At 70.3% G+C, this 13,521-nt stretch carries 15 protein-coding genes; 6 read left to right on the top strand and 9 right to left on the bottom strand.

Translation table 11 applies throughout. The annotated features are described in order from the left end of the window. Nucleotides 1-48 precede the first annotated feature (48 nt). Together WCJ52_RS07075 and WCJ52_RS07070 are read right to left on the bottom strand one after the other, a co-directional pair. Nucleotides 49-696, bottom strand: a complete 648-nt coding sequence (locus tag WCJ52_RS07075; protein ID WP_336902603.1) for a hypothetical protein — start codon at nucleotides 694-696, stop codon at nucleotides 49-51. Beyond that, nucleotides 693-1,550: a CoA ester lyase gene (locus WCJ52_RS07070; protein ID WP_336902602.1), complete on the bottom strand. Its 858-nt coding sequence runs from the start codon at nucleotides 1,548-1,550 to the stop codon at nucleotides 693-695. The genes WCJ52_RS07075 and WCJ52_RS07070 overlap by 4 nt, the downstream gene beginning before the upstream one ends. A gap of 65 nt (nucleotides 1,551-1,615) precedes the next feature. Between WCJ52_RS07070 and WCJ52_RS07065 the strand changes: the two genes are divergently transcribed. From WCJ52_RS07065 to queG, 4 genes are all read left to right on the top strand, one after another. Then, nucleotides 1,616-2,005 (top strand): DUF2237 domain-containing protein, encoded by a 390-nt coding sequence (locus tag WCJ52_RS07065; protein WP_336902601.1) that lies wholly within the window; start codon nucleotides 1,616-1,618, stop codon nucleotides 2,003-2,005. A gap of 79 nt (nucleotides 2,006-2,084) precedes the next feature. Beyond that, the gene (locus tag WCJ52_RS07060) at nucleotides 2,085-3,023 is read left to right on the top strand and encodes a cation diffusion facilitator family transporter (RefSeq protein WP_336902600.1); all 939 of its coding nucleotides are present in this window, start codon (nucleotides 2,085-2,087) and stop codon (nucleotides 3,021-3,023) included. Between the two features lie 62 nt (nucleotides 3,024-3,085). Then, nucleotides 3,086-3,757 (top strand): glutathione S-transferase family protein, encoded by a 672-nt coding sequence (locus WCJ52_RS07055; RefSeq protein ID WP_336902599.1) that lies wholly within the window; start codon nucleotides 3,086-3,088, stop codon nucleotides 3,755-3,757. Next, entirely contained in the window at nucleotides 3,738-4,871 is a 1,134-nt protein-coding gene (gene queG, locus WCJ52_RS07050; protein WP_336902598.1) for a tRNA epoxyqueuosine(34) reductase QueG, read from the top strand. The genes WCJ52_RS07055 and queG overlap by 20 nt, the downstream gene beginning before the upstream one ends. On the opposite strand, the gene WCJ52_RS07045 is transcribed toward queG, so the two are convergent. The 4 genes from WCJ52_RS07045 to rfbC form a co-directional block, all read right to left on the bottom strand. Continuing rightward, a complete protein-coding gene (locus WCJ52_RS07045) occupies nucleotides 4,859-5,662 on the bottom strand; it encodes a crotonase/enoyl-CoA hydratase family protein (protein WP_336902597.1) in 804 nt (267 codons plus the stop codon). The two genes, queG and WCJ52_RS07045, sit on opposite strands and share 13 nt — an antisense overlap. Nucleotides 5,663-5,673: 11 nt before the next feature. After that, nucleotides 5,674-6,588: a glutathione S-transferase family protein gene (locus WCJ52_RS07040; protein WP_336902596.1), complete on the bottom strand. Its 915-nt coding sequence runs from the start codon at nucleotides 6,586-6,588 to the stop codon at nucleotides 5,674-5,676. Nucleotides 6,589-6,657: 69 nt separating this feature from the next. Next, the gene (locus WCJ52_RS07035) at nucleotides 6,658-7,491 is read right to left on the bottom strand and encodes an acyl-CoA thioesterase II (protein WP_336902595.1); all 834 of its coding nucleotides are present in this window, start codon (nucleotides 7,489-7,491) and stop codon (nucleotides 6,658-6,660) included. A 22-nt stretch (nucleotides 7,492-7,513) separates the two neighbouring features. Next, nucleotides 7,514-8,071 carry a dTDP-4-dehydrorhamnose 3,5-epimerase gene (rfbC, locus tag WCJ52_RS07030; RefSeq protein WP_336902594.1) on the bottom strand — a complete coding sequence of 186 codons (558 nt, stop codon included), beginning with the start codon at nucleotides 8,069-8,071 and terminating at the stop codon, nucleotides 7,514-7,516. A gap of 44 nt (nucleotides 8,072-8,115) precedes the next feature. Here rfbC and WCJ52_RS07025 point away from each other — a divergent pair, with 44 nt between their 5' ends. Beyond that, on the top strand, nucleotides 8,116-9,165 hold the full coding sequence (locus tag WCJ52_RS07025; RefSeq protein WP_336902593.1) for a glycosyltransferase family 2 protein: 1,050 nt from the start codon (nucleotides 8,116-8,118) through the stop codon (nucleotides 9,163-9,165). On the opposite strand, the gene WCJ52_RS07020 is transcribed toward WCJ52_RS07025, so the two are convergent. The 3 genes from WCJ52_RS07020 to WCJ52_RS07010 all read right to left on the bottom strand — a co-directional run bounded on the left by WCJ52_RS07020 (nucleotide 9,154) and on the right by WCJ52_RS07010 (nucleotide 12,754). After that, nucleotides 9,154-9,654 carry an FKBP-type peptidyl-prolyl cis-trans isomerase gene (locus WCJ52_RS07020; protein WP_336902592.1) on the bottom strand — a complete coding sequence of 167 codons (501 nt, stop codon included), beginning with the start codon at nucleotides 9,652-9,654 and terminating at the stop codon, nucleotides 9,154-9,156. The two genes, WCJ52_RS07025 and WCJ52_RS07020, sit on opposite strands and share 12 nt — an antisense overlap. Nucleotides 9,655-9,665: 11 nt before the next feature. Beyond that, a complete protein-coding gene (locus tag WCJ52_RS07015; protein ID WP_336902591.1) occupies nucleotides 9,666-10,868 on the bottom strand; it encodes a threonine ammonia-lyase in 1,203 nt (400 codons plus the stop codon). A gap of 74 nt (nucleotides 10,869-10,942) precedes the next feature. Then, nucleotides 10,943-12,754, bottom strand: a complete 1,812-nt coding sequence (locus tag WCJ52_RS07010) for a dipeptide ABC transporter ATP-binding protein (RefSeq protein WP_336902590.1) — start codon at nucleotides 12,752-12,754, stop codon at nucleotides 10,943-10,945. Nucleotides 12,755-12,844: 90 nt separating this feature from the next. Between WCJ52_RS07010 and WCJ52_RS07005 the strand changes: the two genes are divergently transcribed. After that, a complete protein-coding gene (locus WCJ52_RS07005; protein ID WP_336902589.1) occupies nucleotides 12,845-13,363 on the top strand; it encodes an HAD family hydrolase in 519 nt (172 codons plus the stop codon). Nucleotides 13,364-13,521 lie beyond the last annotated feature (158 nt).

Here is a 13,521-nt window from a genome sequence, read left to right as displayed (position 1 = left end):
GCCTGGAGCGACCCGCGCCGCCCGGGCGCGGTCCGCGTTGAGCCCGGTTCAGTCGCGCTGCATGCGCACGGACACCTCGACCCCATCCTCGGACAGGACGCCCGACCATTGGCCGGCGGGTTCTGCACGCAGCTGAAGCTGCACCGCACCCCGGTGGGGTGGGGCCTCGAAGCTGAGGGTCAGACGGTCGGGGCTGCGGCTGGCGGACCGGATGTAGCCGGACCCGGTCAAGGCGCCCGGGCGGCGCGGGTCGCTCCAGGCCCCGTCCAGGGTTCCCGATCCGGAATCGATCAACTGGAAGGCGTAGAGGGTGCCGGCCTGGCTGCGCACCAGCCAGCGACCCTCAAGCGCGCCCTGTCGGTTCTCCGCAGCGCTGAAGCCCGCTCGGATCCTCGACTCATAGCCGCGCTCGGCGGAGGTCAGCGGCGGCTCGGGCGTGCGATTGTGGTCGTCGACCAGGACGCGCTGCCCGGGAACGGAGACCGGGCCGGGACGGGACGGCGTGTTCGGGGCGGCGTCCGGCAGGTCCAGGTCAACGCCCCCGGCCTCTTCGTCCTCGTCAGAAGGCTGGGAAGGCGCCGGCGGCGCAGACTTCAGAAGGTCGCCGATGGGATCAACCGGCTGGGCACTGGCGAGGGCCGGTGCGAATATCAGGACGAACGCCAGGAGGGCGGCGCGGACGCGGGGCGGGGTCATGCCTCTTCAAGGGCTCCGGCGATCTCCAGCAGGCGAAGGGCCTGCTCCAGGTGCAGGCGCTCGACCATCCGGCCCTCGACCCGCAGGACTCCCTTGCCGGCACTTTCCGCCGTTTTGAAGGCGGCCACCACGATCTGCGCCCAGGCCACCTCCTCCGGATCCGGAGAGAAGGCCTGGTTGGCGGCGGCAATCTGGTCGGGATGGATCAGGGTCTTGCCGTCGAAGCCAAACTCGACGCCCTGCCGGCACTGGACCTCAAGGCCGCCGAGGTCCGCGATCTCGTTCCAGACCCCGTCGAGGACTGTCAGCCCAAAGGCGCGGCCGGCGGCCACCGTCAGGGACAGGGCCGCCTGCAGGGGGCGACGTTCGGCGTCCACCTGGCAGCGCATCTCCTTCACCAAGTCGTTCGACCCGACGACGAGGGCCGACAAGGGTCCGCCCGAGGCCGCCAGGCGGTCAAGGGCGAAGAGGCTGGCGCAGGTCTCGACCATGATCCACAGGTCGACGCCGTGCGGCAGGCGGGCGGCGTAGGCGGCGACGTCCGCCGGCGTCGAGACCTTGGGCGCAAGGACCGCATGGGGCCGCACCGCGCCAGCGGAGACGACAGCAAGGTCGGCCTCACCCCAGGGGGTGTCGAGGCCGTTCACCCGGACCACCAGCTCGCGGCGGCCGAAGCCGCCCTGGGCTATGGCGGCGACGGCAAGGTCACGGGCCGCCAGCTTGGCCTCAGGGGCCACCGAGTCCTCCAGGTCGAGGATGACTACGTCGCAGGCCAGGCTCCGCGCCTTCTCGATGGCGCGGGGATTTCCGGCCGGCATGTAGAGGGCGCTGCGGCGGGGGCGGGCGGGGCTCATCTCGGGTCTCCGTGGCGCAGCGAGAAGGGTCGCCGGACCGGGCCGTTCTAGACTATGATGAGCCCATGATCACCCGCTACGACCCCGACGCCCTTAATGTACTCGGCGGACCCCTCGACCCCTGCGGCCTGGACCCGGTAACTGGCTTCTACCGCAACGGCTGCTGCGAGACCGGCGCGGAAGACGTCGGCCTGCACACGGTCTGTGCCGTCGTGACCGCCGAGTTCCTCGCCTTCTCGAACGCCATGGGCAACGACCTGACGACGCCGGTCCCCGCCTACCGCTTCGCGGGCCTGAAGCCCGGCGACCGCTGGTGCCTGTGCGCGCCCCGCTGGAAGGAGGCCCTCGACGCCGGGGCGGCCCCGGGCGTGGTCCTGGAAGCCACCCACGAGGAGACCCTCGCCGTCGTCCCCCTGGACGTCCTGAGGGCCTACGCGGTGTCGGGCTCCGGATGAGGCTGCCGCCTGATCCCCGGGGTGGCCTGATCTGCGGGGTGGATTGGCTGAAGGCGGCCCGAAGGGTAGAAGGGGCGTCATGTCGTCCGAACTGAGATCTTTTGACCCGCCACCCGCCAGCCTGACCCGGGGCATCACCCTGTTGTCGGTGGGCGTCGCCGCCCTGCTGGTCACGGTCAAGGCCATTGCCTGGATGGCGTCAGGGTCGGTCGCCCTGCTCGCCTCCCTGGCGGACTCGACCCTCGACCTCGTCGCCTCGACCATCACCTTCTTCGCCGTCCGCTATGCGGCGGTGCCGCCGGACGATGACCACCGCTTCGGCCATGGCAAGGCCGAGGCCTTCGCCAGCCTCCTGCAGGCCGGCCTGGTCTTCGCCTCGGCGGCCCTGATCGGGCAGGAGGCCATCCACAGCCTGCTTAACCCCGAGCCCATTGCGGCGGAGGGCTGGGCCCTGGCGGTAATGGTCTTCTCGATCGTCATGACCTTTGGCCTGATCACCGCCCAGACCTGGGTCCTGAAGCGGACGCGTTCGGTGGCGGTCAGCGGCGACAGGGCGCATTACGCCTCGGATCTGGCCTCGAACCTTGCGGCCCTGGCCGGGATCGCGGCTTCGGCCTGGCTCGGAATCCAGGGCCTGGACGGCGCGGCCGCCCTGCTGATTGCCGGCCTGCTCTTGTGGGGTGCCATCAGCGTCTTCCGCGAGGCCGCAGTGCAGTTGATGGACCAGGAGCTACCGGCGACGGAACGCGCCCGGATTGTCGAGCTGGTCACCCAGGACCCCCGCCTGAGCGACGTCCACCAGCTGCGCACCCGAGCCTCTGGGCCCTATGTGCACATGCAGATGCACGTAGACCTGGAGCCCCTGCTGACCCTGGCGGACGCCCACCAGGTCATCGTCGAGGCCGAGCGGCGACTCCTGGCGGCCTTCCCCATGGCTGACATCCTGATCCATCCGGATCCGAGGGGCATAGCCGAACCCCATGGCGGGGCTTTCGCGGAAGTCACAGCTGCAGAGTAAACGGCCCCTTAAGGTCTGATCCGCTTGATGTTCGCAGACTCACGACGCCCCGCGGGCCAGGCATGACCGAACGCATACTGCATCACTTCCCGCTGGACCCCGCCTCCCGCCAGGTGCGCCTCGTCCTGGGCGAGAAGCGCCTCGCCTTCACCGAGCAGACGGTCCGTTACTGGGAGCAGCCCGATGCCTTCCTGGACCTCAACCCCTCGGGGGTAACGCCGGTCATGGTGGAGGACGGGCTGGTGCTCTGCGAGTCCCGGACCATCCTCGACCACCTGGAGGAAACCTGCCCCGAGCCCCCCCTCCTGGGACGGGCGCCGGAGGAGCGCGCCGAGGCCCGGCGCCTGGTGCTCTGGTTCGACCGCAAGTTCGACCTGGAGGTGGCGGGCTACCTGCTTCACGAGAAGATGGAAAAGCGGCTTCTGGGCCTGGGGGCGCCGGACCTGGCGGCTCTCCGCCAGGGTCGGGACGCCCTTCGCCACCACATGGCCTATCTGGAGGCCCTGCTGTCGGCCCGGGACTGGCTGGCGGGCCGGCGCCTGTCCCTGGCCGACTTCGCCGGTGCCGCCTACCTGTCGGTGATCGACTACCTGGGGGATGTCCCCTGGGACGGATATCCGGCGGTCAAGACCTGGTACATGAAGCTCAAGTCCCGCCCGGCCTTTCGTCCCATCCTTGCCGACCGCTGGCCCGGACTGGCCCCAGCGGCGCACTATGACGACCTCGACTTCTGACCCCCGGGAAGAGATCCGCCGCCGGGCGGCCGGGCTGGGCTTTGAGGTCTGCCGGTTCACCGGGCTCGATGCGCCCTGGCCAGCCACCGCCCGGCTGCAGGCCTTCCTGGAGGCGGGACGCCAGGGCGACATGGACTGGATGGCGGCCACGGCGGACCGGCGCGCCCACCCCCGCTCCCTCTGGCCGGACGCCCGCAGCGCGGTCGTCCTGGGCCTGAACTACGGTCCCGAAGCCGATCCCCTGGAGGGCCTGGCCCTGCGCGACCGCGGCCTCATCTCGGTCTACGCTCAGGGGGAAGACTATCACGACGTCATCAAGGGCCGGCTCAAGCAGTTGGGGGGCTGGATGGCCTCACGGACTGGGGCCGGGCTGAAGGTCTTCGTCGATACCGCCCCCCTGATGGAGAAGCCCCTGGCCCAGCAGGCGGGCCTGGGCTGGCAGGGCAAGCACACCAACCTGGTCAGCCGCGACTTCGGCTCCTGGCTCTTCCTCGGCGTGATCCTCACCGAGGCCATACTGACGCCCGACGCGCCCGAAACCGACCATTGCGGCCAGTGCCGGGCCTGCCTCGATGCCTGTCCGACAGCGGCCTTCCCTGCCCCCTACCAGCTCGATGCCCGGCGCTGCGTCTCCTACCTGACCATAGAGCACAAGGGGCCGGTGGATCCGGAACTGCGGCCCGGCCTGGGCAACCGGATCTATGGCTGCGACGACTGCCTGGCGGTCTGCCCCTGGAACAAGTTCGCCCAGGCCGGACGCGAGCAGAGGCTGGCGGCCCGGGACGACCTGGCGGCCCCTGCACTGGCCGAGCTGGCGGGCCTGGACGACGCCGCCTTCCGGACCCGGTTCGCGCGCTCGCCGGTCAAGCGCACAGGCCGGGACCGGTTCCTTCGCAATGTCCTCTACGCCATCGGCAATTCCGGCGATCTGGCCCTGGTCCCGGCCGCAAGGGCGCGGCTGGAGGACGCCTCGCCCCTGGTGCGGGGGGCCGCGGTCTGGGCGCTGGGGCGACTTCTGCCGCGCCCGGAGGTCCTCGACCTTGCCCGCGGCTATGCGGACGCCGAGACCGACCCGGATGTCCGCGCAGAGTGGGCGGCGCTTCAGTCGGCGTAGACGCCCACCCGGTTTTCCATGGCCGCCTTCACCGCCTCGACCTGGTTAGGCGAGCCGATCAGGGCGCCCTGCTCCTGGCTCTCGGCGAGGAGGATGGCGTGTTGGTCGGCGTCCGGCGCGAAGTCCAGGAGGCGCTTGCCGGCCCGGATAGCCTCGGGGTTCTTCGAGGCGATGTCGGCCGCCAGGGCCAGGGCCTCGGCGCGGGGATCGGCGCAGACGCGGGTGGCAAGACCCAGGCGCTGGGCCTCCTCACCATTGAAGACCCGGCCCGTATAGGTGAGCTCCCGGGCAACGTCGTCACGCACCAGCCGCTTCATCAGCACCAGGCCCGCCATGTCGGGCACCAGGCCCCACTTGATCTCGAGCACTGCCATGCGGACGTCCGGGGTGACGAAGCGGATGTCAGCGCCCAGGGCCAGCTGGAATCCGCCGCCGAAGGCCACGCCATGGATGGCGGCGATCACCGGGACGGTCTGCTCACGCCAGACCATGACGGCGTGCTGGGCGTGGTTGGACCCGCCCTCGGTGCGCTTGGGGGTAACGAGGCCCGCCCCGCCGCGGCGCTCGCCGGAGGCCATCTTGGCGAAGTTGCCCATGTCGAGGCCCGCGCAGAAGGCCCGGCCGTCGCCCGAGAGCACGATGGCCCGTACGCCCTTGTCGGTCTTGAGGCGCTCGCCCGTGTCGATGAGGGCCTGGAACATGCGGTCATCGAGGGCGTTCATCTTGTCGGTACGGACCAGACGGACGTCGGCGACGCCGTTGTCGAGGGTCACCTGGATGCGGTCGTCCATGGAAGTCTCCTTCAGGTCTTGCCGGGCATGGCGATGTAGCCGACCCGGGGGAAATGCAGGTGCAGGCGGCCGAGGTCAGGGGTCTCCTGCGCCAGAATCAGCCGGTTCTGGCGAGCCGCCACCAGGGTTCCCGAAATGGGATCCCGGCCATAGTCGTCGGCCATGACCACCACCGGATCGCCGGGGGACAGGCCAAGGGCGTCGTCGCGGTCATGGGGCGGCGGGTCTGCGGGCCGGACGCTGCGGGCGACGCTCAGGGCCTCCGCCCCGGTAATGTCCTTGCGCACGCCATGGCCGATCGCCGCCATGCGGGCACGCCAGGCTTCCAGCTGGTCAAGGCCGGCGGTCAGGCGGGCATAGGTGTCGGGCAGGGCGCCCTTCAGCCACCAGATGTTCATCCAGGCGGCAGCGTCCGCCAGGCCGGGGCGCTCGCCCGCCAGGAAGGGTGCCTCGCCCAGGGCATCGTCAATCCAGGCGGCATGACCCCGCCACTGGACCCGCATGGGGCCCGCCGCCTGGGCCATGGCCCCCACGTCGAAGGGCCGCCCCGACAGCTTCTCGCGATCCGCGATGAAGGCCTTGGGCGTCAGGTGACCCAGTTCCCCGAAGATCACCGGAACCGTGGCCTGGAAGAACAGCCTGTCGGCCCAGAGGTTGATGCCCCTCAGGCCCGCCAGACCCCGGTCACCGGGCAGGGGCGAGCGCCTCTGCAGCTCATCGAGGATGGCCTGGGAGTCGCAGTAGACGTCGGCGCCGACCTGCAGGACCGGCGCCCGCCGGTAGCCGCCCGTGAGCGGCGTCAGGTCCGGCTTGGGCATGATGTTGGGGGTGATCACCGAGGACCAGGCCTGGCCGGTCATGCCGAAGACGATCCGCACCTTCTCCGAGAAGGGCGAGGCGTCGTAGTGATGAAGGATAGGGTCCATGAGCTCCCCCCGCCGAAACCGTCTGGCACGCTGTCACGGTTTTCGCCGGCGGGCCACCATGACGCAGCGTCAGCGCCAGCGGATCAGGGCCTCCTGGGCGGCCTCGGCCACCAACCTTCCGTCCCGGGCATAGATCTGGCCCCGGTTGAAGCCCCGCCCGCCCGAGGCCGAGGGGCTGTCCTGGACGAAGAGGTGCCAGTCGTGGAAGTCGGTCGGCTGGTGGAACCACATGGCGTGGTCCAGGCTGGCCGCCTGTAGCCGTCCGCTGTCCCAGTCCACCGCGTGCGGACGCAGGGAGGGGTCCATCAGGGTCATATCCGAGCCATAGGCCAGGGCGCACTGGTTGACCACGACGTCGGTGCCCAGGGGCAGGCGGGTGCGAAACCAGCACATGTCCACCGGCTCGCGGACGCCGACGACGCCGTGGGGGACGGGATCGCAGGGCTTGAGCTCCACAGGCCAGATCCGTCGGGTCGTTACGTCGAGGCCGGCCTCGGCGCGCAGCTCTTCCTCAGTCTTCAGGGCTTCCGGGGGCGGGACCTCGGGCATGGGCAGCTGGTGCTCGAAGCCGGTCTCGGGAACCTGGAAGGAGGCCGCCAGGTTGAAGATCTGCTTGCCGTTCTGGATGGCCACCACCCGGCGCACGCTGAACGACCCGCCGTCCCGGGCCCTGTCGACCTGGAACAGGATCGGCAGCTTCGGGTTCCCGGGACGGATGAAATAGCTGTGCAGGGAGTGGCAGACCCGGTCCTCGATTGTCCGGTAGGCGGCGGCCAGGGCCTGGGCCACCACCTGACCGCCATAGATCCGGCGGGTCTCGAAGGGCGGGTTGAAACCCCGGAAGAGGTCCGTGTCCAGGGTCTCCAGGTCGAGGAGTGTCAGGATTTCGTTGTCTTCGGACATGCAGCGCCTGGATGTGGGGGACTCAGAAGGACAGGGGCGGAAGATCAGCGAGGCGGGGCAGGACAAGGTCCTTGGCCGAAAGGACGGCTTGGTCCGGCGAGACCGGCCAGTCGATGGCGAGGTCGGGATCGTTCCAGATCACGCCGCCCTCGGTCTGCGGCGCATAGTCGCCGTCGACCTTGTAGGCCAGCATGACGTCGTCGCAGAGGGTGCAGTAGCCGTGGGCAAAGCCCCGGGGCACGAAGAGCTGCTCACCGCCCTCGGAGGTCAGCCGGGCCGAGACCCAGTGTCCCCGGGTGGGCGAGCCCGGACGCAGGTCGACGGCGACATCGAGGATGGCGCCGGCCAGGACCCGCACAAGCTTGGCCTGGGGGTGGGGCGCCGTCTGGAAGTGAAGGCCCCGGACGGTGCCGCTGCGGGCGCTGAAAGCCTGGTTGTCCTGGACGAACTCGATGTCGGGGCCAGCTGCGGCCAAGGACCGGCGACTCCAGGTCTCGGAGAACCATCCGCGTGCATCGCCATGGCGGCGGGGCGTGATAAGCAGGACCTCGGGAAGGGCCAGGGGCGTCAGGATCGTCATGGAATTCCCGGAAACGGGCGGCGAGGCCGCGAAGGGTGCGACGCATGGCGCGGGACGCGGCGAAAGACAAGCCTGACAGGCCTTCCGAGGCCTCTGTCAGCGTCATTGTCGTGGCCTGGCAGTCCGGGGACGACCTTGCCCGGTGCCTCTTGGCCCTGGCCCGGCAGACCGCACCGCCCCTGGAGATCCTGCTGGTCGACAACGCCTCAACGGACGGCGCGCCCCAGGCGGCGGCGAAGACCCTGCCGCAGGTGCGGCTCATCGAGGCGGGCGCCAATCTGGGCTTCGCCGCCGGGGTCAATTTCGGCGCCCTGCAGGCCAGGGGTGACTGGCTGGCCCTGGTCAATCCCGACGCCTTCGCTGCCCCCGACTGGCTGGAGCGCCTGCTCGCCGGGGCCGCGCGCAATCCCGGTGTTGGGTGCTTCGGCTGCCGCCAGACCCTGGCGGGGGCGGAGGGTCGGCTTGACGGCCTAGGCGACGTAATGAGCCTGCCCGGTATCCCCTATCGTGGCGGCTATGGACTGGTCGATCCCGGTCCAGTGGAAGAAGGCGAATGCTTCTCGGCCTGCGGGGGCGCCATGCTCATCCGGCGGTCCCTGTTCGAGGCCATGGGCGGGTTCGACGAGGACCTGTTCATGTACTGCGAGGACGTCGACCTGGGCTACCGCATCCGGCTGGCGGGGGGCGCTTGCAGGGTCATCCCCGACGCCGTGGTCGACCATGTCGGCTCGGCGTCCACCGGTGGGGCGGGGTCCGACTTCGCCAGCTTCCATGGCGCGCGCAACCGCATCCGGGTCTTCATCAAGGACACCCCGCCCCTGCTGTTCGGATTGACCCTGCCCCTGCACGCCCTGGCCACCGCCATCCTGTTCCTAAGGCTGGCGGGACAGGGGCGGCTGGGACCCAACCTGAGGGGCGCCCGGGCGGCCCTCGCCGACCTGCCTGCGGCCTTCGCCGCCCGCCGACGCACTCAGGCGATGCGCAGGGCCTCCTCCTGGGACATCGCCCGGGCCATGACCTGGAATCCCCTCGACCTCCTCGGCCGGCGGGTGGTGATCCGCCGTGCGCGGCGAAGCGGCGACTCAGCCCCCTGAGGCGCGCCGGGGGCCGGGAAGCGAATCGATCAGCTCGATCCGGAAGATCAGGGTCGCGCCGGGCGGGATGGGGCCACCGCCCTCCTCGCCATAGCCGAGGGCGGGCGGGACGAAGATCCGCCACTCGTCGCCGGGCCGCATCAGCTGCAGGGCCTCGACCCAGCCAGGGATCAGGCCGTCCAGGGGCATGACGGCGGGGACGCCGCGATCGTAGGAGCTGTCGAACACCTCACCGGAGAGGAGCTTGCCCTCATAGTGGACCTTGACCTGGTCGCCGGGCAGGGGCCGCACGCCGTCGGCCGGACCGGAGCGGACCACCGTGTACTGCAGGCCAGAGGGCAGGGTCTTCACGCCGGGCGCTGCGGCGTTCTTGGCCAGGAAGGCCTTGCCGGCCTCGGCGTTGGCGGCCAGGACCTGGGGGTCGGGCCCGCGCTGGCAGGCGCCCATGAGGGCAAGGCTGGCGATGAGGGCAAGGGCGGACAGGCGCATGGGCATCTCCTTCAGACCGTACGGGGGGGATAGCCCCGAGCCCTGAGGGCCTCAATGATTTCCTCCGTATGCCGGGCATCGCGGGTCTCGATCATGATGTCGAACTCCGCGCCCTTAGCCGGAACGTCGAGGGCGAGGCGGTTGTGGGCCACCTCGACGATATTGGCACCCATCTGGCCGATCAGGGCCGAGACATTGGCCAGGAGCCCCGGGCGGTCGTCGCCGATGATCCGAAGGGAAACGAGGCGCTGGTCCCGGACCAGCTGGCGGGTGAGGACCGAGGCGAGAAGGCGGGTGTCGATGTTGCCGCCGCAGAGGATCACCCCGACCTTCTTGCCCTGGAACCGGTCCGGATAGGCCAGGAGGGCGGCGAGGGCCGCCGCGCCGGCGCCCTCGGCGACCGTCTTCTCCACGTTGCAGAACAGGGCCACGGCTTGCTCGAGAAAGGGCTCCTCGAGCAGCAGGACCTCGTCGATCAGAGGGCGGGCGATCCGGTAGGTCAGGTCGCCGACCCGCTTGACAGCTATGCCCTCGGCGATGGTCGCCCCGCCGGTGATGGCCTCGACGCCCTGCATGCGCGCCGTGAAGGACGGATACATGGCCGGCTCGACGCCGATCACGCGGCAATTCGGGTTCATGGACTTGGCCACGGTGGCGCAGCCGGCGATCAGGCCGCCGCCGCCGATGGGCACGGGCAGGACCTCGATGTCGGGCTGTTCCTCGAACATTTCCAGGGCCACCGTGCCCTGGCCGGCCATGACCTTCAGGTCATCGAAGGGGTGGACAAAGGTCAGCTCGCGTTCGTCACAGAGCTTCCGCGCGATGGCGGCGGACTCGTCATAGGTATCGCCCTCCTGCACCACCTCGGCCCCGAAGGCGCGGGTCTGCTGGACCTTCACGAAGGGAGTGCTGCGGGGCATGACGATGGTCACCGGCACGCCCAGGCGCGCGGCGTGGTAGGCAAGACCCTGGCTGTGGTTGCCGGCCGAGGCGGCGATGACGCCCCGCTGGGACTCATTGGCCGACAGCTGCAGCAGGGTGTTGAGGGCCCCGCGCTCCTTGTAGGCAGCGGTGAACTGCAGGTTCTCGAACTTCACCCAGACCTCGGCCCCGGTGATCTCGGAGAGGGTCTGCGACCGGCGCATGGGCGTGCGCTCGACACGGCCGACGATACGCTCGGCGGCGGCGCGGACATCAGCGAGGGAGAGGCTCATGGCAGACCTGCGGGTTTCAGGGGGTCTTCCCTAGTCGCTCCGCCTGAAAAGGGAAAGCACCGCCGCCTTCCCGGTCAGGCGGGCGGATCGAACTCACTGACCCAGTGGCCAGGGGCGACGGCCTCCAGCCGGGGGGCGTAGACCGGGGTCTGGCCCCGGCGTGAAGGCAGGAAGCGAAGAGCGCCCTCGGGATCTAACGGGCTCGGAAGCTCCCCGGTCAGGCGCACCCGGGGACGCCGCCGCTCGACGGCGGGATCGGGGATCAGGGCGGCGGACAGCAGGGCGCGGGTATAGGGGTGACGGGCGTCCTCGAATATGCGGTCGGCCGGTGCCTGCTCTACCACCCGCCCCAGGTAGAGCACCATGACCCGGTGGCTGATCTCCCGCACCACGGCCAGGTCATGGCTGATGAACATCATGGCCATGCCGAACTCCCCCTGGAGGTCGATCAGCAGGTCGATGATCTGGGCGCGGATCGAGACATCGAGGGCCGAGACTGCCTCGTCGCAGACCACCACCCGGGGTTTGAGTATCATGGCCCGGGCGATGCCCACCCGCTGATTCTGACCCCCGGACAGTTCATGCGGATAGCGGTTGATCAGGTCCGCGGACAGGCCGACCCGCTCCATCATGGCGCGGACCGCGACCTCCCGGCCCCCCCGGTCGAGGTCCGGCCGGAAGACGCCCAGGGGCTCGGCGATGGAATCGCCCACGGGCATGCGGGGGTCGAGGCTGGCGAGCGGGTCCTGGAAGACGATCTGCAGGTCGCGGCGGGCGGCGCGCAGGGCCTCCCGGTCCGCCTCGGGAATGTCCCGGCCCAGCAGGGTGATGGCGCCGGCGGTGCGGGGGATCAGGCGCAGGACCGCCCGGGACAGGGTCGACTTGCCGCAGCCGCTCTCGCCCACCACGCCCAGGGTCTCGCCCTGCCGGATCTCCAGGCTGACGCCGTCCACGGCCCGGAGTTCGGCCTTCCGGCCAAACAGGCCCTGGCGGACGGGGAACCAGACCTTCACGTCCTTCGCCTCGACGGCGATGGGGGCGTCCGCAACGACGGGCACCGGGGCGGGACGGCCCCCGCGGTCCGGCCGGTCGAGACGGGGCGCGGCTGCCAGCAGGTTCCGGGCATAGTCGGTCCGCGGGCGGGCGAAGACCTCTGCAGCGGGACCGGCCTCCACATAGGTGCCGTCCTTCATCACGCAGACCCGGTCGGCCAGGCGTGCCACCACCCCCATGTCGTGGGTGATCAGGACGAGGCCAGCGCCGCTCTCCCGGGTCAGCTCCTCCATGAGGTCGAGGATCTCGGCCTGGACCGTCACATCGAGGGCTGTGGTGGGTTCGTCGGCGATCAGCAGGCGGGGTGAGCAGGCCATGGCGCCGGCGATCATCACCCTCTGGCGCATGCCGCCGGACAGCTCATGGGGATATTGGTCCAGCCGACGGGCTGCATCCGGGATACGAACCCGGTCCAGCCAGCGCAGGGCCTCAGCCCGGGCCTGCCTTGCCGACAGGCCCCGCCCGCGACGGAGGGGCTCGCCCAGCTGGTCGCCGATCCGCAGGTGCGGGGTCAGGGCGGTCAGGGGGTCCTGGAAGATCATTCCCATGCCGGCACCCCGGATGCCGTTGAGCCGCCGGCCGGGTGCCCCGAGGATCTCCTGGCCCTCGAAGCGGACCGACCCGGTCGCCCGGCCGTTGGGGGCCAGCAGGCCCATGACCGCCATGAAGGTCTGGCTCTTGCCAGAGCCACTCTCGCCCACCACCCCCAGGGTCTCGCCGGGCAGGACCTCCAGCGAGACGCCCCGGACCGCCGGCACCGACCCGTCCCGGGTCTGGAAGTCGATGTGCAGGTCCTCGATGGTCAGGACAGGCGGGAGGGGGGCTTGGCTCACTCTGGGCTCCGGTCGGCTTGGCGGGGACATAGGGATGAGAGCGCGGAAGGGAAATCGCCAGCAGCCCGGAATGACGTTAGACTTAGGGCTGTGTCCAGACTGCTCCGGCCCGCCTTGTTCCTCGACCGCGACGGCGTCCTCAACGAGGACCGCGGATATGTCCACCGCTGGGAGGACTTCTGCTGGATTCCGGGTGCCCGGGAGGCGGTGGCGGCCTTCAACGCCCGCGACTGGTGGGTCTTCGTGGTCACCAACCAGTCCGGGGTCGGGCGGGGCTATTATTCCGAGGCGGACGTCCTGGCCGTGCATGCCCGGATGGAGGCGGATTTGGCGGCGGCGGGGGCGCGGATCGACGCCTTCTACTACTGCCCCTTCCATCCCGAGGCCCTGGAGGACCGCTATCGCCACCCTGACCCCCCGGACCGCAAGCCCAATCCCGGCATGCTCCTGAGGGCCATGGCCGACTGGCCAGTGGACGCCGCGCGCTCGGTCATGGTGGGGGACAAGCCCATCGATCTTGAGGCTGGCCAGCGGGCGGGGGTGCGCAGCCTCCTCTTTCCCGGCGGCGACCTGTCCGCCTTCCTCGCCGCCGAGGTCGCCGGGGACTGACGGCGCATTGACCCGTTCCCTCCGTCGCTGCAAACGGGAGGTATGAGCGATCCCAATCCCAACTTGGACGCCGCCGCCGCCATGGCGACCGAGGTTCCCCAGGCCGCCGCCCTGGGTTTCCAGATGGTCTCAGCTGGCGATGCCAGCGGGGTCATGCA

The sequence above is a fragment of the Phenylobacterium sp. genome, assembly GCF_037138395.1.
In the GTDB taxonomy this organism is placed as follows: Bacteria; Pseudomonadota; Alphaproteobacteria; order Caulobacterales; family Caulobacteraceae; genus Phenylobacterium.
This window is presented reverse-complemented; position numbering and strand designations above follow the sequence as displayed.